The sequence below is a fragment of the Telmatobacter bradus genome (genome assembly GCF_048629425.1).
GTDB classification, from domain to species: domain Bacteria; phylum Acidobacteriota; class Terriglobia; order Terriglobales; family Acidobacteriaceae; genus Telmatobacter; species Telmatobacter bradus.
Genome location: NZ_CP184532.1, coordinates 1,811,908 through 1,832,337 on the forward strand (window position 1 = coordinate 1,811,908; position 20,430 = coordinate 1,832,337).

Here is a 20,430-nt window from a genome sequence, read left to right on the forward strand (position 1 = left end):
CCTTTGTTGTGTTGCGCAAGCAACAAAAGACGGCCACAGAAAATTCAGAATTGCTGTAGAGGGAGTTGATGGATCAAGGTGCCGTTTTCCGCAAGAAAACGGCACCTTGCACACTCTTTCAGACTCCACGATCATTCTGAATTTGCTCTAGGATGGCCCTGGAAGTACGCAAAGGCAACATTCCTTAAGGAAAACGTTGTAGCATGAAGGCCATGACGACGAAGAAGAGAGCCGCTCAAACGGCCGCCCCGGTCCGGCGCAAAGTCTCCGCCGTGGGCAGACATGAACCGAAAGAATTGGTCATCGTGACTGGAATCTCCGGCGCGGGCAAAGCCTCGGCGCTGAAGGCATTTGAAGACCTTGGTTACCACTGCGTGGACAACCTGCCGCTGGAGCTGTTGCCTGACTTTGCCAACCTGGTGAGCAAGTCGGCTGGAATGGAGCGGGCGGCCATCGTGGTGGATGTGCGCGAAGGAGCCACGCTTGACCGCCTGCCAGAGATTCTTAAGGGCGTGCGCCAGTTGCTGGCAACGCGTGTCGTCTTCCTCGACGCGCAGGATGCCGCGCTGGTGCGCCGCTACTCCGAGACCCGCAGACCACACCCGCTCGGCAGTCAGGAGACGGTCTCGCGTTCCATCGTTGAAGAGCGCCAGTTGCTGGACCCGATCCGCAACGTAGCCGATACGCTGATCGACACGTCCAACTTCAATGTGCATGAGTTGCGCGCACACATTCAGAGCCGTTTCAGCCAGGACGACCGCTCCAAGCATCTGCTGGTCAGCTGCCTCAGCTTCGGCTTCAAGAATGGTGTGCCGCTCGACGCTGATCTGGTCTTTGACGTACGCTTTCTGCCCAATCCCCACTTTGTGCCCGAGTTCCGCAAGCAGACCGGGCTGGACCCCAAGGTGGCCGCCTATGTGCGCAAGTTCGCCCAGACCCGCGAATTTCTCGACAAGGTTACGGACATGATCCTTTACCTGTTGCCGCACTATGTGAGCGAGGGCAAAAGCTATCTGACCATTGCCTTTGGCTGTACCGGCGGTCAGCATCGCAGCGTGATGATGGCTGAAGACGCAGCCAAACGCCTGAAGAAGTCCGGCTATCACGTCAAGGCGGTGCACCGGGATATTCCGAGGAGCGGTGGCCAGAGAGCAGAGAACAGAGAACAGAGGACAGAGGGCAAAGCGCAGAAGACGGTGCGCAGAGTAGGCAGTCGAGCCAAGCAGAGCTGACGGGCTGGATTGCACCGGGAAAGATTAAAAAAGCAACGAGCAGAGCGCAGGCCAGAGAGCCTGCGCTTTTTTTGTGCGCAACTGTAGAAGTTCAGTCCTCAGCTTTCAGCTCTCATCCCTCTGCTTTCATCCCTCTGTCCTCTGCTCTCTGTTTACTGTCCTCCGTCCTCATTGCCCAAAACATGCAGCATTTAGGCTCAAAAAGCAGGAAAAAGGGCTCCATTCCGGGAAAACAGGCGGCAAAGAGATTTTTGGGGCGAGTTTGTCTGGAGAGTGGCCCGGGGGGATATTGGAATGGCTTTTTTCTATTTCATTTAAGTTCCGCAAAATGAGGGCGCAAGGTGCTAAATTCGCCGCGGATAGAGTGCCCGCTCAGGCCGCGGCCTGCCCGATTCTTTAAGCCCTTCCAATGATTTCTCCTCAAAAAACTCAAGGTAATTGCACGTTGGAGGTCGATAACAGCTGGGTCAACACCTTGGTCCTGATCGGGCCGCAGCGGGGCGTGTGGCCAGAGTCCGGAGGCTTCAAAACTTGACCATGGAAATCCATAAGGGCGATGGGATGGAAGCAATTCGGCTGGAGGGCGCGGTGGATATTGCCGTGGCCTCGGAACTGCGGCAGGCGCTGCTGGACGGCCTGGAGCATGGTGGCCTGCGGCTGACGCTGGCTGCCGGGACAGCGCTGGATGTGACGGCGGTGCAGTTGCTCTGCGCCGCTGGCAGTCAGGCGCGGAGCATGGGACGGCGCTGCGAACTGGTGGGGACTCTGCCGGAGGCGCTTCGGCTGCAGCTGGTTGCCGATGGCTTTGACGTGGAGCAGGTCTTTGCCGACTACGCTTTGGCGGAGCCGGAGGCTGCGGCCTGGGCAGAGGCGGCTCCGGCGGAAGAAGCGTCCATGGGCAAAGGCGGAAAGAACCCCCGGCAAAAGCGGGAAGGCGGCCACAAAATGGCAGCCAGAGCGGAGAAGCGGGTACATTGACCATGCAAAAAACGATGCTGGGCGGAAATGAGCAGTTCAAACAGAGCTTTCGCGAAGAGGCACGCGAGATTCTGGTCGATCTGGAATCGGCGCTGCTGGAGCTGAATACGGCAGGCGGAGACATGGAACTAGTGGGCCGGGTTTTTCGTGGCCTGCACACCATCAAGGGTTCGGGGTCAATGTTTGGCTTTGAGGAACTGGCCAGCTTTACCCACAATCTGGAGAGCGCCTTTGACCGGGTACGCAACGGCGAACTGGCGGTGACGCCGCCCCTGGTGGATCTGACGCTGGGCGCGCTTGACCAGATGAAGGCCATGCTTGAAGAGGAGCCGGAGGCAGCGCACAATCCGGCGACCACGCAGGTGCTCGAACAACTGCGCGCATTGATTGGTTTGAGCAGTGCGGCAGAGGGAAACCCCGCCGTAACCCCACCCGGAAAACCGGCAGAAAAGCCCGCCGAAGCGCCGCCCGCGGCCTCCGCAACCGAATCGGTCGCACTGCGGGAGTGGAAGGTTGTTTTTACGCCGGGTGCCGAGCTGATGCTGAACGGCACCAATCCGGCGTTGCTGGTGCGGGAGTTGGCGGGCCTTGGTGAATCGAGCGTGCAGGCCAGTCTGGCGCAGGTGCCGCCGTTGGTCGAGATCAATCCGGAGCGTTGCTACGTCAGCTGGGAGGTGCAGCTCAGGACTCCGCTCGGACGGGAGGCGATCCGCGATGTTTTCATCTTCGTGGAGGATTGCTGCGATCTGCAGATTGAAGCGGCGGTGGAGGCGTCCTCTGTTGCCGATGCCTCTTGCGTGGCCGATCTGGTAGCCCGGGGTCTGGAGGATCAGCGTGCGTCGAGCGGTGGGCGGCGCAATCATGACAAGCCCGACAACGCTTCCAGCCTGCGTGTGCCGGCTGTCAAGCTGGATCAGTTCGTGGATCTGGTGGGCGAGCTGGTGACGGTGCAGGCGCGGCTGAGCGAGCTGGCAGGCAAGCGCGACGATCCGGAGATCAGCGCGGTCTCGGAAGAGATTGAGCGGTTGAGCGGTGCCCTGCGTGAGAACTCGATGAACATCCGCATGACGCCCATCCGCAGCACCTTTGAGAAGTTTCGCCGTCTGGTGCATGATCTGGCCCGCACGCTGAACAAGGACGTGGAGCTGACGATCGAGGGCGCCGAGACGGAGCTGGACAAGACGGTGATCGATCAGCTGGGTGACCCGCTGATGCATCTGATCCGCAACAGCATGGACCACGGCATCGAGTCAGTGGGTGAACGTGCGACGGAGGGCAAAAGCAGCGTGGCGCAGATTCACCTTTCGGCGCGTTACTCGGGCGCCAGTGTGTTGATTGGCGTCTCGGACGATGGCCGCGGCATCAACGCCGGGGCGGTGCGGCAGAAGGCCATCGAACGGGGGCTGATTAACCCCGAAGCGCAGCTGAGCGAGTCGGAAACCTATCAGCTGATCTTCCAGCCCGGCTTTTCGACCGCGGCCCAGGTGACGGACCTGAGCGGGCGCGGCGTGGGCATGGACGTGGTGCGGCAGAAGGTGGAGAGTCTGCGTGGCTCGATCGACGTACTCAGTCGTCCGGGCGAGGGGACCAGCGTGACGCTGCGTCTGCCCCTGACGCTGGCGATCATCGACGGACTGCTGGTGAGCGTGGGCGATGCGCTGTATGTGTTGCCGCTCAACTCGATACTCGAGTGCATCGAGCTGACCGAAAACGATGTTCAATTAGCCAACGGCAAACGGGTGGTGAATGTGCGCGGCTCGATTGTGCCTTACATCCGCCTGCGCGAATACTTCCGTGTGGCTGGCGAGCGCCCGGTCATCGAACAGATCATGGTGGTTGAGTCCGAAGATAGCCGCTATGGTTTTGCCGTCGATCAGGTGCTCGGCGATTGCCAGACCGTGATCAAGAACCTGGGGCGCTTCTATCGCCATGTGCAGGTAGTGAGTGGCGCGACCATCCTGGGCGACGGCACGGTGGCGCTGATTCTGGACCCGCAACGGTTGGTGCAGGAGGCTCTGCGCTCGGCCGCACAACACCAGCGGGCACGTCCGCTGGCTGCCCTGCGCGAGCCGGCCCGAGCGGCTCCAACGGCCTAGCACCAGTTGCACATTGAGGGCTCGCTCCTTCTGCTCAAGCCCACGCTCGGACGAATTCTTTTTCTGTTCACCGAAGATTGGCAGGCGTTGCCGCAAAGCGCCGAAGGAGAAACCTGGTTATGAGCCATGCAATATTGACACCTGTTCACGAGCCCGGCGGTCGACGTCATCGTGCCACCAGCCAGACACGGCCGAGCGTGGGGCCATCGCCGCATCTCTTTCAGAGAGCGCTCGACAGCGTTCCGTTCAACGTCATGATGGCCAACAAGGATTTTGAGATTGTGTATCTGAATCCGGCCTCGCTGCACACCCTTGAGAAGATAGAAAAACATCTTCCCGTGAGTGCCGCCAAGGTGCTTGGTTCGAATATTGATGTCTTTCACAAGTTCCCGCTGCAGGTGCGCAGAATTCTGATGGATCCACGCAATCTGCCGCACACGGCGCATATCAGGATCGGCGAAGAGGACGCGGTTCTGAACATCGAAGCGCTGATGGATAACGGCGAGTACGTGGGCCCGATCGTGACCTGGGATCTGGTGACCGAGAAGCTGAAGCTGGAGGCGGCCGACAAGGAAAATTCCGCCACCATTGCCGCCTTCAAGACCTTCATCGCGGATCTGAACCACATGTCGAGCGAACATAATCGCGGCGATCATGATGTGGTGATTCCTCCCGAGAAGTACGACGGCGATCTGCGTCTGGTGGCGGAGAGCGTGAATGCCATGGTGGGAAGCCACATCTCCGGCATTCTGAAAATCCTCACATGTCTTGGAGAGTTTGGCAAAGGCAACTTTGATGCCCCGCTCGAACAGTATCCGGGCAAGAAGGCGGTGGTCAATGAGGTGGTGGAGAAGCTGCGTTCGAATCTGAAGAATTTCATCGCCGCCATGAAGCATATGTCGGAGGAGCACAATCTGGGCGACATCGATGTAGCGATTCCGGTGGAGAAGTTCGAGGGCTCGTTCAGTGCCATGGCCGAAGGCGTGAACAGCATGGTAAGCGGGCACATTGCGGTGAAGAAGAAGGCGATGGCCTGCCTCGCGGAGTTTGGACGGGGCAACTTCGATGCGCCGCTCGAGCAGTTCCCCGGCAAGAAGGCCTTCATCAACGATACGATCGAGCAGGTACGGGCGCACCTGAAGGCGCTGATTGCCGACATGAGTCTGTTGTCGGAGGCGGCCGTCGAAGGTCGGCTGTCAACGCGTGCCGATGCCAGCAAACATCAGGGCGACTTCAGTCGCATTGTCAAGGGTGTCAACGATACGCTCGATGCGGTGATCGGCCCCTTGAACGTCTCAGCGGACTACGTGGACCGGATTGCGAAGGGTGAAATTCCGGCCAAGATCACCGACACCTACCGTGGCGATTTCAACACCATCAAGAACAATTTGAATGCCTGCATCGACGGCCTGGGTGGATTGGTGGAGGCCAACCGGATTCTGCAGAAGCTGGCCGTCAATGACTGCTCGATCAAGGTCGAGGGCAGCTACCTGGGCATTTTCGACGAGGTGGCCAAAGCCACCAACGGGGCGCAGGACCGCTTCCGTCACGCCATCAGCGTGGTGGAGATGATCGGTGCGGGCGACTTCCGTCAGGAGATGGCCTCGCTTGAAAAAACCGGCAAGCGCTCGGAGAATGACATTCTGGTTCCGGCCCTGGTTCGTACCATGCGCTCGATCGATACCCTGGTCAATGACATGACCCTGTTGTCGAATGCGGGCGTGGAAGGCAAGCTGGCGACGCGCGCCGATGCCAGCAAACATCAGGGTGACTATCGCCGCATTGTGGAAGGCGTGAATGCGACGCTGGACGCGGTGATCGGGCCTTTGAACGTCTCTGCCGATTATGTAGACAAGATCGCCAAGGGCGAGATCCCCGCGAAGATTACCGACACCTACAACGGTGACTTCAACACCATCAAGAACAACCTGAACACCTGCATCGATGTGGTGAATGCTCTGGTGGCGGATGCGTTGATGTTGTCGAAGGCGGCAACGGAAGGCAAGCTTGCGACGCGCGCCGACGCGAGCCGGCATCATGGCGACTACCGCCGGATCGTGGAAGGCGTGAACGATACGCTGGACGCGGTGATCGGCCCGCTGAATGTGGCGGCTGACTACGTGGCCCGCATCTCGAAGGGCGATGTGCCGGAGAAGATCACCGACACCTACAACGGCGAATTCAACGCCATCAAGAACAATCTGAATACGCTGATCGGGGCGATGAACGAGATTACTCACGCCGCCGAGCAGATTGCGGGAGGCAATCTGACGGTGGAGATTCGCGAGCGTTCGCCCGAGGACAAGTTGATGAAGGCCCTCGGTGCCATGATCAACGGCCTGACCCAGACGGTGGTCGACATTCGCTCCATCGCCGGTGAGGTCTCCGGGGCCAGCCAGTCGATTTCGACAGCCTCGGTTCAGGTCTCAAAGGGCGCCAGCAGTCAGGCGGCGGCGGCCGAAGAGGCGTCCAGCTCGATGGAAGAGATGGTCTCGAACATCAAGCAGAACGCCGACAACGCACAGCAGACCGACAAGATTGCCACCAAGAGCGCGAAAGATGCGCAGGAGAGTGGCAAGAGCGTGGTCGAGGCGGTTTCGGCGATGAAGGAGATCGCCGACAAGATCTCCATCATTGAGGAGATTGCGCGGCAGACCAATCTGCTGGCTCTGAATGCAGCGATCGAGGCGGCCCGCGCCGGGGAACACGGCAAGGGCTTTGCGGTGGTGGCGGCTGAGGTGCGCAAGCTGGCCGAGCGCAGTCAGAAGGCGGCCGGCGAGATCAATCAGCTTTCCTCCACAACCCTGCGGGTGAGCGAGAAGTCGGGCGAGATGCTGGATAAACTGGTGCCCGACATTCAGCGTACCGCCGAGTTGGTGCAGGAGATTACCGCGGCCAGCAAGGAGCAGGACACCGGAGCCGAGCAGATCAACAAGGCGCTGCAGCAACTGGAGCAGGTGATTCAGCAGAATGCTTCGGCAGCCGAGGAGATGGCTTCGACTACCGAGGAACTGACCAGCCAGAGCGATCAACTGCTGAGTGCGCTCAGCTTCTTCCAGACAGGTGAGGAGCGCAACAGTCGCTCGCTGCACAAGCTGGCGCGTCCACTGGTAACGACCTCGTCGCGTTCTGAAAAGCTGGTGGAGGCAGCGGTGGCGGCCAGGCCGAGCGCGAAGGGCAGTGGTGTGCGGCTGCGCTTGAGTGAGAAGCACGACGATTCGGACAGCGAGTTCGAGCGCTACTAGAGCATTTTCGGAATACACGTAGACTTTTTAAGGGGCTTTCAAGGTGCCTTTTTCTTGAGGAAAAGGCACCTTGCATCCTGCTTTCGGTCTACAGCAATTCCGAAAATGCTATAGGCCTTTGACCGCATAAAGTTATACCTTGGTCCGTGCTTTCCCAGGTCCCAAAATCGGGACCGGGGGCACCCAGCATTGGTACAAATTCAAACGGTCAAAGATCTAGAAGTTGGAATGAGCGCGGCTTCCCCGGCGGATGTGGCCGGTCCCGGAGTGTAGCGAGCTGAACCACGGGACCCAGGCCGCATCCGTAAGCCGCAGAACCAGAGGAGGCAAACGATGAGCGTAGTAGAGATCACGGAGACGCGCCAGTACCTGACCTTCAAGCTTGGCAACGAGGTTTTTGCGACCGATGTGGCCCAGGTGCGGGAGGTGATGGATCTGACGTCGATTACCGAGATACCGCGCACGCCTGAGTTCATGGCCGGAGTGATCAATCTGCGTGGCAGTGTGGTGCCGGTGGTTGATCTTCGCCTGTGCTTTGAGATGAGTAAAACGGAGAGCACACGCAACACCTGCATCGTGGTGGTGGAGGTGATGCTGGATGGCGAATCGACGGTGATAGGCGCGCTGGCCGATTCGGTGGAAGAGGTGATCGATCTGGAGCCGGAGCAGATTCAGCCTGCGCCGAAGATCGGTACGCAGATCCGCACCGACTTCATCAAGGGCATGGGCAAGCGGGAGAGTGGATTCATCATGATACTGGATATTGACCGCGTCTTTTCGGCCGAGGAACTGGCCGTGGCACGCGGCGTGGAACAGAAGGTTCTGGCCGAAGTGGCCGCATAAATCCGCAATCGGAATAGAGTCGGCCGGAGCAGTGCAGATGCGGCTCCGGCCCTTTCTTCCTCGTGGAATCTCTTCTTGCGCCATGAAGGTGCGGAAGGTTTTTTCGGGCTGACGCCCGCGTTTTTTGACGGATGATTATGCCAGCAAGCAGTGAGACGATTACATCCCGCGATTTTCAACGGTTACGTGTGCTGATCTACGAAAAGATCGGCATCAAACTGGGAGACGACAAGCGCACCATGCTTGAGGTGCGCATCAAGCGGCGGCTGCGTGAACTGGGCCATGCCAGCTACAACGAGTACTGCGACTATCTGTTCAGTCACACCGGGCAGATTGAGGAACTTGAGCACCTGTTCAATGTGGTGACGACCAACAAGACGGATTTCTTCCGCGAGCCGCGTCACTTCGATTTTCTGCGGGAGCAGGCCTTGCCGGAGTTTGAGGCCAGGGTATTGGGAAGGCCGTTTCTGATCTGGAGCGCGGCCTGCAGTTCGGGCGAAGAGCCCTACACCATGGCCATTGTGCTCAGCGAGTACGCGGCGCAACATCCGGGTTTTCGCTTCCGGATTCATGCCACGGATATTTCCACTACCGTGCTTGAGAAGGCACAGTCAGGCATCTATACCAGCGAGATTATTGCGCCGGTGGAGGAACCGCTTAAGCGGAGATACTTTTTGCGCAGCCGCGACCGGGGATCGGACCGGGTGCGGGTGGTGCCGGAGCTGCGTCAGGCGGTTGACTTCCGGCGGCTGAACTTCATGGACGAAGACTACGGGATGATGGAGAAAGTGGATGCGATCTTTTGCCGCAATGTGCTGATCTACTTTGACCGGCCCACCCAGCAAAAGATTCTCTCCCGTCTCTGCCGCTATCTGCATCCGGGTTGTTATCTGTTTGTGGGCCACGCCGAGGCGCTGCACGATCTGCGTCTGCCGGTGACGCCGGTGGCTCCGGCGCTTTACAGGAGAGTAGATGCAGGCGTTTGACGGCCAGCTTCCGGAGATTTTTGTGCAGCCAGGCGAGTCGCATCTGGTCGAGGAGCCAACGGTGCTGCGCACGGTTCTGGGGTCTTGCGTGGGCGTGGCCTTCTGGCTTCCGCAGCAGAGCATTGGCGCGCTCTGCCATCCGATGCTGCCGCAGCTGCCGGTCAAGAGTCGCACGCCGCATCCTCATCACGAGCACAAAGAGCGCTATGTGGACTTTGCCATTCGCGATTTGGCCAGAAGGCTGGATAACTACGGGTTGGCCCGCAACAAGATTCATGTGAAGCTGTTTGGCGGAGCCGATGTGCTGCTGGTCAGCGATGACCGGGTGCGGCCCACGGTAGGACAGATGAATTGTCAGATGGCCATAGAGGTGCTCGAAGAGCAGGGCTTCAACGTTACGGCCTCCAGCCTGGGAGGGACGCATGGGGTGAACATTTTCTTTCATACCGGAACCGGTGAGGTGTTGTTGCGGCGTTTGTGCTAGAGAGCATGAAAAGGAGAAGAGCGTGAAGAATGGCAAGATCCGAGTGCTGGTGGTGGACGATTCTGCCGTGGTGCGGCAGACGCTGAACGAGATTCTGAACTCGGACGACGAGATCGAAGTGATTGCTACGGCAGGCGATCCATTTGTTGCCTCGGATCGTATTGCCGAAGAAGTGCCCGACGTGATCACGCTCGACATTGAGATGCCGCGCATGGACGGTCTGACCTTTCTGAAGAAGATCATGAGCCAGTACCCGATTCCGGTGGTGATCTGTTCCAGTCTGGCCGGCGATGGCACCGAGAGCGCTTTCAAGGCCCTGGAATACGGCGCGGTGGACATTATCACCAAGCCGAAGATGGGCACCAAGCAGTTTCTGGAAGAATCGCAGATAGAAATCTGCGATGCGGTGAAGGCAGCAGCGCGGTCGCGTCCAAGTCGAGCCAAGCCCAAGCCGAGCATGCTGGTGCAGCCCAAGCTGACGGCGGATGTGATTTTGTCCGCGGCCTCGACGCAGGCCATGGTTGAAACCACTGAAAGAGTTGTGGTGATTGGGGCCAGCACCGGTGGCACCGAGGCGCTCAAGACCTTGCTTGAAGCGTTGCCGGCCGATACGCCGGGGATCGTGATTGTGCAGCATATGCCGGAGCTGTTTACCCGCGCTTTTGCTGAGCGGCTCGACGGACTGTGCAACATCACGGTCAAGGAGGCGGCCAATAACGATACGGTGCTGCGTGGCCGTGCGCTGATTGCGCCCGGTAATCATCATCTGCTGCTCAAGCGCAGCGGCGCGCGCTATTACGTAGAGGTCAAGGACGGGCCGCTGGTCTGCAGGCACCGGCCTTCGGTGGACGTGCTCTTCCGTTCGGCGGCGCGCTATGCGGGGCGCAATGCCCAGGGCGTAATTTTGACCGGAATGGGCGACGACGGCGCGCGCGGCATGCTCGAAATGAAGCAGGCCGGAGCCAGGACCATCGCGCAGGATGAGGAGACGTGCGTGGTTTTTGGCATGCCCAAGGAGGCGATCAAGCTGGGCGGCGTGGACAAGATCCTGCCTCTGGGGGCGATTGCGCCGACAATTCTATAGAGCGGATCTCCAATAGAGGTAGCCCTTTCGAGACAGTGCAAGGTGGCTTTTTCTTGAGAAAAAAGCCACACCGCTGCAGGGGGTTCGTTTTAGAGCAATTGGAGAACCGCTCTAAAACGATGGAGAGGCTGGGGCTGGGGGAGGGAATTGCTGGCTTTCTGAAAATTTGCCCAGGGGAAGCGGCGCGATTTGTGCGATCGCGCCGTCTGTTCAGGCAACAGGGAAGCTGCGTATTTATGAGATGTCCGAAGTGGACTGAAGGATTCCTAAATCTTCATAGATTGGGCGAATTTCGCGACGAACCCCCCGGAGCTGCGTAAAGAACCATAACGCCCCCAGAACCACCACCGAGCCGTTGAGGGCAACCGTCAGCGGTGCGCCCATCCGGTGGGCCATGGCTCCGGCTAGCAGGCTGCCAAAGGGAGCCATGCCGACGAAGGCGATGGTGTAGTAGCTCATGACGCGCCCCCGCATCTCTTCGTTCACAATTGTCTGGATAATGGTGTTGCTGCCGGCCATGCCCTGCATCATGCCCATGCCGGCAATCAGAACACTTATCAGCGAGAGCCACAGGGTGTGCGAAAGGCCAAAGCCGATCAGCCCGAGCCCGAAGGTGAGCGAGGCAAAGGGAATCATGCCGACCAAGCCGCGCACCGACTTGCGGGCGGCCAGCGACAGAGCCGAAATCAGCGCTCCCACGCCCATGGCACCCATCAGAAAACCGAGCGTATGCGCGCCGCCATGCAGCACCTGGGCGGCAAAGATCGGCATTAGCACCACGAAGGGCATTCCCATCAGGCTGCAGACGGCAAACATCAGCAGAATGGTGCGGACGGGCACGAAGCCTGCCACGTAGCTCCAGCCCTCGCGCAGGGCGGTGAGGGTGCTGCTGGGTTTGCGTCCGCCTTGCTGTTGCGCAATGTGCATGGCCAGTAGCGAAACCAGCACGGCACTGTAGCTGATGCCGTCGATCAGAAAGCACCATCCCTCGTTGGTGGCGGCAATCACCAGTCCGGCGATGGAGGGGCCGATCAGCCGGGAGAGATTGACCATCGAGGAGTTGATGGCGATGGCGTTGCTCAGGTCAGTGCGGTCATTCACCATTTGGATCATGAACGACTGGCGAGCCGGCATATCGAAGGCATTGACGACGCCCTGCACCAGACTGAGCCCGAGCAGCACCGGAATGTTGATGTGGTGTGTCAGCGTGAGCCCGGCCAGAACCAGCGCCTGCACCATGGCAATGGCCTGCGTCCAGAGCAGCACCTGACGGCGTTCCAACCGGTCCACCCACACGCCGGCGAAGGGCGCGAAGAGGAATGTGGGAATTTGGCCGCAGAAGCTGACGGTGCCCAGCATGAGCGCTGAGCCGGTCAGCCGGTAGACCAGCCAACTGGTTGCCACGCGGGTCATCCAGGTGCCCACCAGCGAGATCGTCTGCCCGGCAAAGAAGAGCCGGAAGTTGCGATGGCGCAGGGCTCGCCAGGCGTGCGAAATGCTGCTGCCTGGGGTCTTTGTTGCCTGATCCGCAGGGGCGGATGAGGAGAAGTTGGCTTGAACTTCGGGAACGGAACGATTGCTGCCGGGGGAATTTGATGGGTTCACAATAGGCTGCCTACAGTCTAAGATATTTGGCAGTGAAAGATGGACGCAATTATGTACGTGTAAATTTATTCTGAGCACGGCGAACAGATTTTTAGGCTTAGGCAAAGATCCAGGTAAATTCGAGTGTTTCAAATGGCTTTTTAGTAATTTTTATCAATTTAGTTTCCATCGATTCGTAGAGTCGCCACGTGGCGATATTCAAAATAGAGGAGATTGCATTGTCTATTTCCTATAGAGATGAAGTATCCGCAGGACCAAAGAAAAAATCTTCCAGAATCGCAGGAATGGACAGCGTGCGTTTTGTGAGCGCCAGCGTGGTCGTGCTTGGCCACTTTGGCCTTCTGGTTGGATTGTCGCCCGCGCACAGCATGATGACGCGCGTACTTTACAGCCTGATGTACTGCCTGTTCAACGGTCCTGCAGCGGTTATCGTGTTTTTTGTGGTCAGCGGTTTTTGCATTCACTTTCCCTTTCGCAAAGCCGAACAAATCAATCTGGCCGAGTACGTTACGCGCCGCATTGTCAGGATTGCGCCTCCTTGCGCAGTGTTTGTCCTGTATTTCCGACTGGTTCTGCAGGATGCGGGGCCGATGGGGAAGACCGTGTTGTGGAGCGTTCTGTGCGAGGGCATCTATTACCTGCTCTATCCGGCCTTGCTGGTTGGCCGTCGCAGGTTTGGCTGGGGCAGGCAGATTGTGGCAACCGCTGCAATCGCGGTCATGATTGCATTTTTCTGCGCGGCAGAGCTGGTTGAGTACAGGAATTCCTATGAGGCGTTGGGGATCAGTCGGACCTGGCTGATCGGCCTGCCATGCTGGATCGGTGGTTGCTTGCTTGCCGAGCAGTTTGAGAAGTTCAAGGCGCTGAGCACGGAGCGGATCTGGCTTTTGCGTGGCGCAGTCTTTGCGGCCAGCGTGATTTTGCGGCTGGTGAAGTTCCATGTGGAGGTCTTCTGGGCCAGCAATTGCTTTACGCTGAACCTCTTCGCTGTTCTGGTTTACTTTTGGCTGGGATATGAGCTGGTGTATTTTGCACAATGCAGAAAACCCTGGCTGGATGGGGCGGGAAAGTGGAGCTACTCACTTTATCTGGTTCACACCCTGTTTGCGGGCACCATCGGCTTGCTTGGGTGGGGGGCGGCGGTGGATGGCTCATTACCGTGGCACTTTGTTTTCCTGCTGGGGGTTTATCTTGCCTCCTATATCTTCTATTTCCTTGTGGAGCGGCCTTCGCACCGTCTGGCGATGTTTGCAGGCAGAAAGATCAAAGCCCTTCTTCCGTCGACGCTGAAGCTGCGTACAGAACAGGTGCAATTGGTTGGATGAAGTGGGTGTTTTACGGGGTGATCGGATTGCTTGCCGCCGTAGATAGAACAAATAGCGGCTTTGCCTTCAAGGGGCGCTTCAGGTGTTGCCGCGCTGCTGCGTGCGCGTGACCCCGCCCGGATTGATAGAGTGGTAGAGGAGCGTTCGCGCTCCAACTTGACCACAAAGCCTCCCACGTTGAAGAAAATCTCCCATTCCGATCCCTTGCTTGACCTCTTGCAGTCTGTCTTTGGCTTTCCCGGCTTTCGTCCCGGGCAGGAGGTGGTCTGCCGCGCTGCCGTCGAGGGCCGCGACCTGCTGCTGGTGATGCCCACTGGTGCGGGCAAAAGCCTTTGCTACCAACTTCCGGCGCTGGCGCGGGGCGGAACGGCGCTGGTGATTTCGCCGCTGATTGCGCTGATGGACGATCAGGCAGCCAAGCTGGCCGCGCTGGGGCTGAAGGTGGCGCGCATTCACTCCGGGTTGGACCGCTCGGTGGCTCGTCAGGCCTGCGTGGACTATCTACGGGGCGACTTGCAGTTTATGTTCATTGCTCCGGAGCGGCTGCGGGTTCCGGGTTTTCCGGAGATGCTGGCCAAGAAGAAGCTGGCTCTGGTGGCCATTGACGAGGCGCATTGCATCTCGCAGTGGGGCCACGACTTCCGCCCAGATTACAGAATGCTGGGCCAGTACTTGCCGGGGCTGCGTGGCGAGGGCGATCCGACCCCCGTGGTGGCCATGACGGCTACGGCCACACCCAGCGTGCAGGCCGACATTCTTTCGCAGTTGGAGATGGTGCAGCCGGCCCAGTTCATTCACGGCTTCCGGCGCAACAATCTGGGCATTGAGGTGGTGGAGCTGCCGGTGCCGGAGCGGGCTGAGGCGATTTGCAGCCTGCTGGCGGAAAAGGATCGGCGACCGGCCATTGTTTACGCCACATCGCGCAAGCAGGCGGAAAAGCTGGCCGAGGAGTTGGCGCTGCGACTGCGTGCGGCGGCCTACCATGCGGGCATGGATCCAGAGTCCCGTGAGCGTGTGCAGACGGCTTTTCTGGGCGGTGAACTGGAGGTGATCGTGGCTACGATTGCCTTTGGTATGGGCATTGATAAAGCCAATATCCGCACCGTGATTCATGCCGGACTTCCGGCAACCCTTGAAGGCTATTACCAGGAGATTGGCCGCGCCGGACGCGATGGAGCGCCCAGCCGCACCTACCTGATGCACAGCTATGCCGACCAGCGCACGCACGACTTCTTCCTGAACCGCGACTATCCGCCCATCGAGCATCTGAATCAGGTCTTCAAGGCGCTGGACGAAGAACCGCAGGCCTTTGAGCAGCTCTGCGAAGAGTCGGATCTGGATGCGGAAGCCTTCGAGAAGGCGCTGGAAAAGTTGCAGATTCATGGCGGAGCGCAGGTGGACTTTGGCGGCATGGTCACGCGCGGCGGTCTGGGCTGGCGCAAAACCTATACGGTGCAGGCCAAACACCGCGCTGAGCAGTTTGAGAAGGTGGTGCGTTTTACCGAGTCGAATGAGTGCCGCATGGGTGCTTTGGTGCGCCACTTTGGCGACAAAAGCGACGCCAACCGTCCCTGCGGTCAGTGCGACGTCTGCGACCCGGGAGGCGCCGTTCTGCGGCAGTTCCGGCGGGTCAGCAGCTACGAGCGCGAGCTGGTGCAGGAGATCATCGACGACCTGCGTCCGGTGGACTACAAGGCCACCGGAACGCTGCAGCGGTCGATTGCCAGCCTGAGCGGGCTCAGCCGCGAAATCTACGACGATCTGCTGCACGCCATGGTGCGGGGCGGGCTGATCGAGATGGAAGACGCCGAGTACGAGAAGGATGGCGAAACCAGACGCTACCGCAAGGTGCGCTTGACCGAGTACGGGCTGGAAGTGCGCGGGAATACGCCGCTGGATCTGCTGCTGAACGACGGTATTGTGGCCGAGTTCGGCGGTGGAGGCGGGAAGAAGACAGCCCGCAAACGCAGCTCATCGGCTTCGGGTGCAACGTCTGGGCGGAAGGCTGCTATGGAAGAGCCGCTGAAGCTGAACGCCGCAGGCGAGACGCTGGCCAGCAAACTCCGCGAATGGCGCTCGGCCGAGGCCAAAAAGCTGGGCATTCCGGCCTTCATGGTGCTGCACGATCGCACCCTGAACGGCATTGCCGCCATGCGCCCCAAGACCCCCAACCAGTTGCTGGCAGTCAGCGGTATGGGGCAGACCAAGGTGGACCGCTTTGGCGCGGCGCTGCTGGCCGTTTGCGTTGGCTGAGTTGCTATAGTCGCCGACTGTGCGGGATCAAGTATGAGCGGAAAAAGCTTTTGAGAGCCTGTTGGCTCTCAGAAGCTTTTTCCTGTTGGGAAGGTATCTAGAAGCGGAAGAGGTGGCTGATCTTGAAGAAGATCTGCTGGTCGGTTGAGGTGGAAGGGTCGGTGATTCGCCGGAAGGAGGGGGTGGCCTCAGCATCCCAGCTTATGTTTTCGAAGGCATTCGAGTACCCAAGGTAAATCGCTGTTCCTGGGTGTGGCAAGTAGGTGAACAGCAGCGTTGAGTCTGCAATTTTGGCGTAGTTGTCGGTAATCAGGGCGGCGTTGGGCAGGTTGGCGGTGTAGTCCAGAATGGCGCGGAAGGAGTAGTCGCGCGTGAACTGGTAGTTGATTTTGGAGCGGATCAGGTGGTTGGTATAGACCACGCTGTTGGCTGAGCCGCTCTGCCGTGTCTGTGCCTGGTCGGCGGCCAGGCGTGTGTAGTAGTAAATGTTGTCCATACGCAGATTGTGGCGGGCGTAGAGCGTGAGCGTGGTGTAGCCGTAGTTGTATTTACCGACGAACGGGCTGAGCGGGCTGGCAGCGTCGTAGTTGGGCTGGCGGCCCCAGGAGTAGGTGCTGTAAAGCTCCATCCACTTGGACCAGGAACCATCCACTACCACGCTGTTGAGGCTCTCGCTCAGGTCGGTGTTGTTGTAGCGTTCATAGGCGTATGTGTTGCTGAGTCCGATGTAGGTTTGGCGCGGCAGGGTAAAAGAGAATCCAGGTGAGATCAGCCAGTTCTGCAGGATGTGGTTGTGGTCATAGATCCGCTGGGTGTCGATGCCCGGCCCAAAGGCCAGCAGCGCGCAGTGCCGGGGCTTCCACTGGTAGTTGGCATACTCTTCCCAGGTGCGGATGTTGTTGCGGTCCAGATAACCGAGGCTGGCCACCATGCCAGGACTGCGGTCAGTGTAGTAGCTGCCGAAGGTCAGATGATTATCGTTCTTGATCAGGCTGGCAAAGTAGCCGGGGCCGGCTTGATAGCCGCTGAGCTTGTTCCGGTACTGTGTGGTGGTCGCTTGCCCCTTGAAGGCCCAATTTTTGGCAAAGAGCAGGCGGCTGTCGAGCGAAGCCACGCGGTTGTAATCGCTCTCGTACGACGTGTTGCTCAGCAACAGGCCCACGTGTTGCTGGCTGCCGAATTCGTGCTCGATGCGTGCCAGCTGATCGTGGGCGTGGTCACCGCTTTTGTACACGCCATCGGTGGTGGTTTCGCCCGGGGCACGGTCGTTGGCTACAAGAGCGCCCAGGCTCCAGCGGTCCTTGCTGCCGGTCAGCTTCAGGCCATACTGTGGATCGATGATGCGGCGCGACAGAAAGAGCGTTTCTGGCGTGAGAAAGGCTGAGGCGTTTTCGAGGAAGAAGGTTCGGCTTTCCGGGTAAACAACTTCATAGCGTTGGTTGACGGTGACCTTGGGATCGTCGGAGCCGATTTCACTGAAGTCCGGGTTGAGTGTGCCGTCCAGTGTGAAGGCCCCACCCAGCACCATCTTGCCGTCCAGGCCGGGATGATGTTCGTACTGCTGCTGGAAGCCGGAGCTGGGGTCGAGATAGTGTTCACTCGAAGCGAGACCGTAGGGAATCATCTGCAGATTGTGGCCGGGCACAATGTCGTCGTCAATCTCAATGGGCGCAAACTGGCCCACGAATTGTGGCAGTCGATTGTGGGTCATGGCTGGCCAGAACGACATTTCGTTGGAGCGCATGATGAAGCGGCCCAACATGATGTTCCATACCTGATGTCGACCGTGTGGAAAGCGCAGGGTGCGGAAGGGAATGGTTTCAAGTACTACATAGCCGTCGGAAACAATGCGGCCTTCGGTGTACCAGAGGCCTTCCCAACTGTTGTCATCGCCGATGCCGTCGGTTGTGCGGCCGTCGAATTGCACACCGTAGGGATTCACGTCGAACCAGTAGGCGTGTTTGCGGTCCTGAAAGGTATCGATGTTGATTGTCACACGATCGTCGGTGTCAATCTTCTTGCGTGGAGCAATACGGGCGCGGATCAGTGTCGGATCATCCTTGCAGATCCAGCCAACGTAGAGGTTGAGGCGGTCATAGGAGAGATAGGCTGTGGTGGGGCGGCTGGCAGGCGTGCCGTCATGTGGATCGAATTGCGTAAAGGTTGCGACAGCAACTTCCGCCTCGCGCGGACGGCCCAGAAGAAAATCCTCCAGACGCGGAGCGCGGGACACACGCGGAATCCTCAGCGGAGTGGGCTCCGCCGACAGTTTTTCCGTACAGAACCAAGGCAAAATGGCCAGACAAACACTAAAAAATAGTATGTGTCGGCCAGAAAAAGTACCCAGCATGAAAAGCCTCTTTTTTGTAGTAGCCGAAGTGTAGCGCAGGGTGCCAAGTGGTGACCATCGGCCGGAAGTCGGAGGCAGGAAGTTTTTGTGGCATACAAAAAGCCCCGGCCTAAGCCGGGGCTTTTCTTTCAACTTGAGCCAGAAAACTAGGCGACGCGCTCGATGACCAGCGTCTCGATGGAAATTTCCTTGCGAGGCTTGTCCATGGCGGCGGTGGGAGCCTTGGAGATCTTGTCGGCCACGTCCTGACCCTCGACAACTTCGCCGAAGATGGTGTGGTTACCGGTCAGCCACGGTGTGGCGGCCACGGTGATGAAGAACTGGCAGCCATTGGTGCCGGGGCCGGAGTTGGCCATGGCCAGCTTGCCTGCCTTGTCGAACTTGTAGGGTGAGCCCTTGGTCTCATCCTCAAAGCGGTAGCCCGGGCCGCCCATGCCGGTGCCCGTCGGGTCGCCGCCCTGGATCATGAAGTCGGGAATCACGCGATGGAAGATGGTGCCGTCGTAGAGCTTGTCGGTGGTCTTGGCGCGAGAGACGGGGTTCGTCCACTCCTTGCTGCCTTCAGCCAGCTCGATGAAGTTCTTGACGGTGATGGGGGCTTCCGTCTCGAAGAGACGAACAGTGATCTTGCCTTCGGTGGTGTTGAAGACAGCGTAGGTGCCTGCGGCCAGTGCCATGAGAAAACTCCTGAATGCGTTTGGCCGGGGACGTCTGCCGGGGCCAGGGTCTATTGTTTCATACTCCAGAGAACAGAAAGCCCCGGAGCAGGCGGGTGGTCCATGTCTGGATTTTCAGAACTGGGATACCTCACAGCTGGAGTTCATGTTCTCCCAGGTTTCAAAAGCGAGACCAGAGGCTCCCACTTATTTTGGGTTGGTCAGAGATGGACCTGCTTAGTTGACCTTGGGCAAGGGTGGAAGCGGCTTGCCTTCGGGGACGATGGTCACCTTGTCGAGCAGGACGGGTGACTTGGGCTTGTCTTCGCTGTCACGGTCTACGCGGGCGATGGCCTTTACCACGTCCACGCTGGCGTCGTCGCACTGGCCAAAGAGCGTGTAGTGCTGGTTGAGCGAGTCGTAGGCCTGCTCGGTGATGAAGAACTGGCTGCCGTTGGTGTTGGGGCCGGAGTTGGCCATGGCCAGCTTGCCGGGCTTGTCAAAGTTCAGCGCCGGGTCAATCTCGTCGTCGAACTCGTAGCCGGGACCGCCGGTGCCAGTGGCCGTCGGGTCGCCACCCTGAATCATGAACTCGGGAATGACGCGGTGGAAGGCGGTGCCGTTGTAAAAGGGCTTGCCGTGTACCTTCTTGTTGGTCTTGGGGTCAACGTAGTCCTTGGTGCCGGTGGCTAGCTGGATGAAGTTCTCCACTGCACGCGGAGCCTGCTTCTGGTAGAACTGGCAGGTGATGCGGCCCATGGACGTATCCATGACAACGATAGGGCCATTGGGCACGGTGAGCGCGGCGGCGGTGGCCATGGGCGCGTCGGGCAGGTCGTCCATCGAGACGGGCTTTTGCGCCGGAGCCGAGGATTGCTGGGCCAAGGCCGGTACTGCGGCCATGGCCGCCATCAGAGCGGAAAGAAGTGCTGCGTCCTTGAGTTTCATGACGATTCGAGGTTAAACCAAGGGGCGGGGGCGCTGCCAGTGGATTCCTTGCAAAGGCCGGGCATGAAGATTGGAATGGCAGACGAGGTAAGCGCGGTTTTGAAAGGGCATGGCTTTACAGGCAGACATCCAAAGTAGGAAGTAGAAGAAATAGCCCGCGCCTAAAGGTGATACTGGATGCATCCACTCTTCGGGGGCCTGAAGGCCCCCGCTCCCTCCGCAGATATAAACCCATACCGCTACGAGTTTTTCTGCAGCCACGTCCTAGAAGCCCCTGAGGGATGTTTTTGAAGTAATTGATTCGGTCCGAAAAGAGTTTTCTTGCTTTCCCACCCTAGCCGCAAA

14 protein-coding genes are annotated in these 20,430 nt (G+C 59.0%); 10 read left to right on the forward strand and 4 right to left on the reverse strand.

The features are described from left to right. Window positions 1-212: 212 nt before the first annotated feature. The 8 genes from rapZ (at window position 213) to ACOBR2_RS07835 (ending at window position 10,948) form a co-directional block, all read left to right on the forward strand. Window positions 213-1,232, forward strand: coding sequence for an RNase adapter RapZ (gene rapZ / locus ACOBR2_RS07800; protein WP_420239460.1), 1,020 nt, complete (start codon window positions 213-215; stop codon window positions 1,230-1,232). A 537-nt stretch (window positions 1,233-1,769) separates the two neighbouring features. Beyond that, window positions 1,770-2,210 carry an STAS domain-containing protein gene (locus tag ACOBR2_RS07805; protein ID WP_420239992.1) on the forward strand — a complete coding sequence of 147 codons (441 nt, stop codon included), beginning with the start codon at window positions 1,770-1,772 and terminating at the stop codon, window positions 2,208-2,210. Between the two features lie 2 nt (window positions 2,211-2,212). Further along, window positions 2,213-4,306, forward strand: coding sequence for a chemotaxis protein CheA (locus tag ACOBR2_RS07810; RefSeq protein ID WP_420239993.1), 2,094 nt, complete (start codon window positions 2,213-2,215; stop codon window positions 4,304-4,306). Window positions 4,307-4,425: 119 nt separating this feature from the next. Beyond that, the gene (locus ACOBR2_RS07815) at window positions 4,426-7,551 is read left to right on the forward strand and encodes a methyl-accepting chemotaxis protein (RefSeq protein ID WP_420239461.1); all 3,126 of its coding nucleotides are present in this window, start codon (window positions 4,426-4,428) and stop codon (window positions 7,549-7,551) included. Between the two features lie 333 nt (window positions 7,552-7,884). Continuing rightward, the gene (locus ACOBR2_RS07820) at window positions 7,885-8,394 is read left to right on the forward strand and encodes a chemotaxis protein CheW (RefSeq protein WP_420239462.1); all 510 of its coding nucleotides are present in this window, start codon (window positions 7,885-7,887) and stop codon (window positions 8,392-8,394) included. Between the two features lie 137 nt (window positions 8,395-8,531). Next, window positions 8,532-9,380, forward strand: a complete 849-nt coding sequence (locus ACOBR2_RS07825) for a CheR family methyltransferase (protein WP_420239463.1) — start codon at window positions 8,532-8,534, stop codon at window positions 9,378-9,380. Continuing rightward, the gene (locus ACOBR2_RS07830) at window positions 9,367-9,864 is read left to right on the forward strand and encodes a chemotaxis protein CheD (RefSeq protein WP_420239464.1); all 498 of its coding nucleotides are present in this window, start codon (window positions 9,367-9,369) and stop codon (window positions 9,862-9,864) included. Before ACOBR2_RS07825 ends, ACOBR2_RS07830 begins: the two co-directional genes overlap by 14 nt. A 22-nt stretch (window positions 9,865-9,886) precedes the next feature. Continuing rightward, window positions 9,887-10,948 (forward strand): protein-glutamate methylesterase/protein-glutamine glutaminase, encoded by a 1,062-nt coding sequence (locus ACOBR2_RS07835; RefSeq protein ID WP_420239465.1) that lies wholly within the window; start codon window positions 9,887-9,889, stop codon window positions 10,946-10,948. 234 nt (window positions 10,949-11,182) lie between these two features. Here ACOBR2_RS07835 and ACOBR2_RS07840 read toward each other — a convergent pair whose 3' ends face one another. Further along, window positions 11,183-12,553 carry an MFS transporter gene (locus ACOBR2_RS07840; RefSeq protein WP_420239466.1) on the reverse strand — a complete coding sequence of 457 codons (1,371 nt, stop codon included), beginning with the start codon at window positions 12,551-12,553 and terminating at the stop codon, window positions 11,183-11,185. A gap of 284 nt (window positions 12,554-12,837) precedes the next feature. On the opposite strand from ACOBR2_RS07840, the gene ACOBR2_RS07845 reads away from it, so the two are divergent. Both ACOBR2_RS07845 and ACOBR2_RS07850 read left to right on the forward strand, forming a co-directional pair. Next, window positions 12,838-13,878 (forward strand): acyltransferase family protein, encoded by a 1,041-nt coding sequence (locus ACOBR2_RS07845; protein ID WP_420239467.1) that lies wholly within the window; start codon window positions 12,838-12,840, stop codon window positions 13,876-13,878. Window positions 13,879-14,034: 156 nt separating this feature from the next. Continuing rightward, entirely contained in the window at window positions 14,035-16,131 is a 2,097-nt protein-coding gene (locus ACOBR2_RS07850; RefSeq protein WP_420239468.1) for a RecQ family ATP-dependent DNA helicase, read from the forward strand. Between the two features lie 97 nt (window positions 16,132-16,228). Here ACOBR2_RS07850 and ACOBR2_RS07855 read toward each other — a convergent pair whose 3' ends face one another. The 3 genes from ACOBR2_RS07855 to ACOBR2_RS07865 all read right to left on the reverse strand — a co-directional run bounded on the left by ACOBR2_RS07855 (window position 16,229) and on the right by ACOBR2_RS07865 (window position 20,085). Beyond that, entirely contained in the window at window positions 16,229-18,364 is a 2,136-nt protein-coding gene (locus tag ACOBR2_RS07855; protein WP_420239469.1) for a DUF5916 domain-containing protein, read from the reverse strand. A gap of 263 nt (window positions 18,365-18,627) precedes the next feature. Continuing rightward, window positions 18,628-19,158 carry a peptidylprolyl isomerase gene (locus tag ACOBR2_RS07860; RefSeq protein WP_420239470.1) on the reverse strand — a complete coding sequence of 177 codons (531 nt, stop codon included), beginning with the start codon at window positions 19,156-19,158 and terminating at the stop codon, window positions 18,628-18,630. Between the two features lie 216 nt (window positions 19,159-19,374). Beyond that, window positions 19,375-20,085: a peptidylprolyl isomerase gene (locus ACOBR2_RS07865; RefSeq protein WP_420239471.1), complete on the reverse strand. Its 711-nt coding sequence runs from the start codon at window positions 20,083-20,085 to the stop codon at window positions 19,375-19,377. Between the last annotated feature and the right edge of the window lie 345 nt (window positions 20,086-20,430).

Bases quoted from the DNA above. Each gene is read 5' to 3' on its own strand.
- ACOBR2_RS07825 (WP_420239463.1), top strand. From the start codon at position 8,532: ATGCCAGCAAGCAGTGAGACGATTACATCCCGCGATTTTCAACGGTTA.
- rapZ (WP_420239460.1), top strand. From the start codon at position 213: ATGACGACGAAGAAGAGAGCCGCTCAAACGGCCGCCCCGGTCCGGCGC.
- ACOBR2_RS07860 (WP_420239470.1), bottom strand. From the start codon at position 19,158: ATGGCACTGGCCGCAGGCACCTACGCTGTCTTCAACACCACCGAAGGC.
- ACOBR2_RS07810 (WP_420239993.1), top strand. From the start codon at position 2,213: ATGCAAAAAACGATGCTGGGCGGAAATGAGCAGTTCAAACAGAGCTTT.
- ACOBR2_RS07845 (WP_420239467.1), top strand. From the start codon at position 12,838: ATGGACAGCGTGCGTTTTGTGAGCGCCAGCGTGGTCGTGCTTGGCCAC.
- ACOBR2_RS07830 (WP_420239464.1), top strand. From the start codon at position 9,367: ATGCAGGCGTTTGACGGCCAGCTTCCGGAGATTTTTGTGCAGCCAGGC.
- ACOBR2_RS07820 (WP_420239462.1), top strand. From the start codon at position 7,885: ATGAGCGTAGTAGAGATCACGGAGACGCGCCAGTACCTGACCTTCAAG.
- ACOBR2_RS07865 (WP_420239471.1), bottom strand. From the start codon at position 20,085: ATGAAACTCAAGGACGCAGCACTTCTTTCCGCTCTGATGGCGGCCATG.
- ACOBR2_RS07805 (WP_420239992.1), top strand. From the start codon at position 1,770: ATGGAAATCCATAAGGGCGATGGGATGGAAGCAATTCGGCTGGAGGGC.
- ACOBR2_RS07815 (WP_420239461.1), top strand. From the start codon at position 4,426: ATGAGCCATGCAATATTGACACCTGTTCACGAGCCCGGCGGTCGACGT.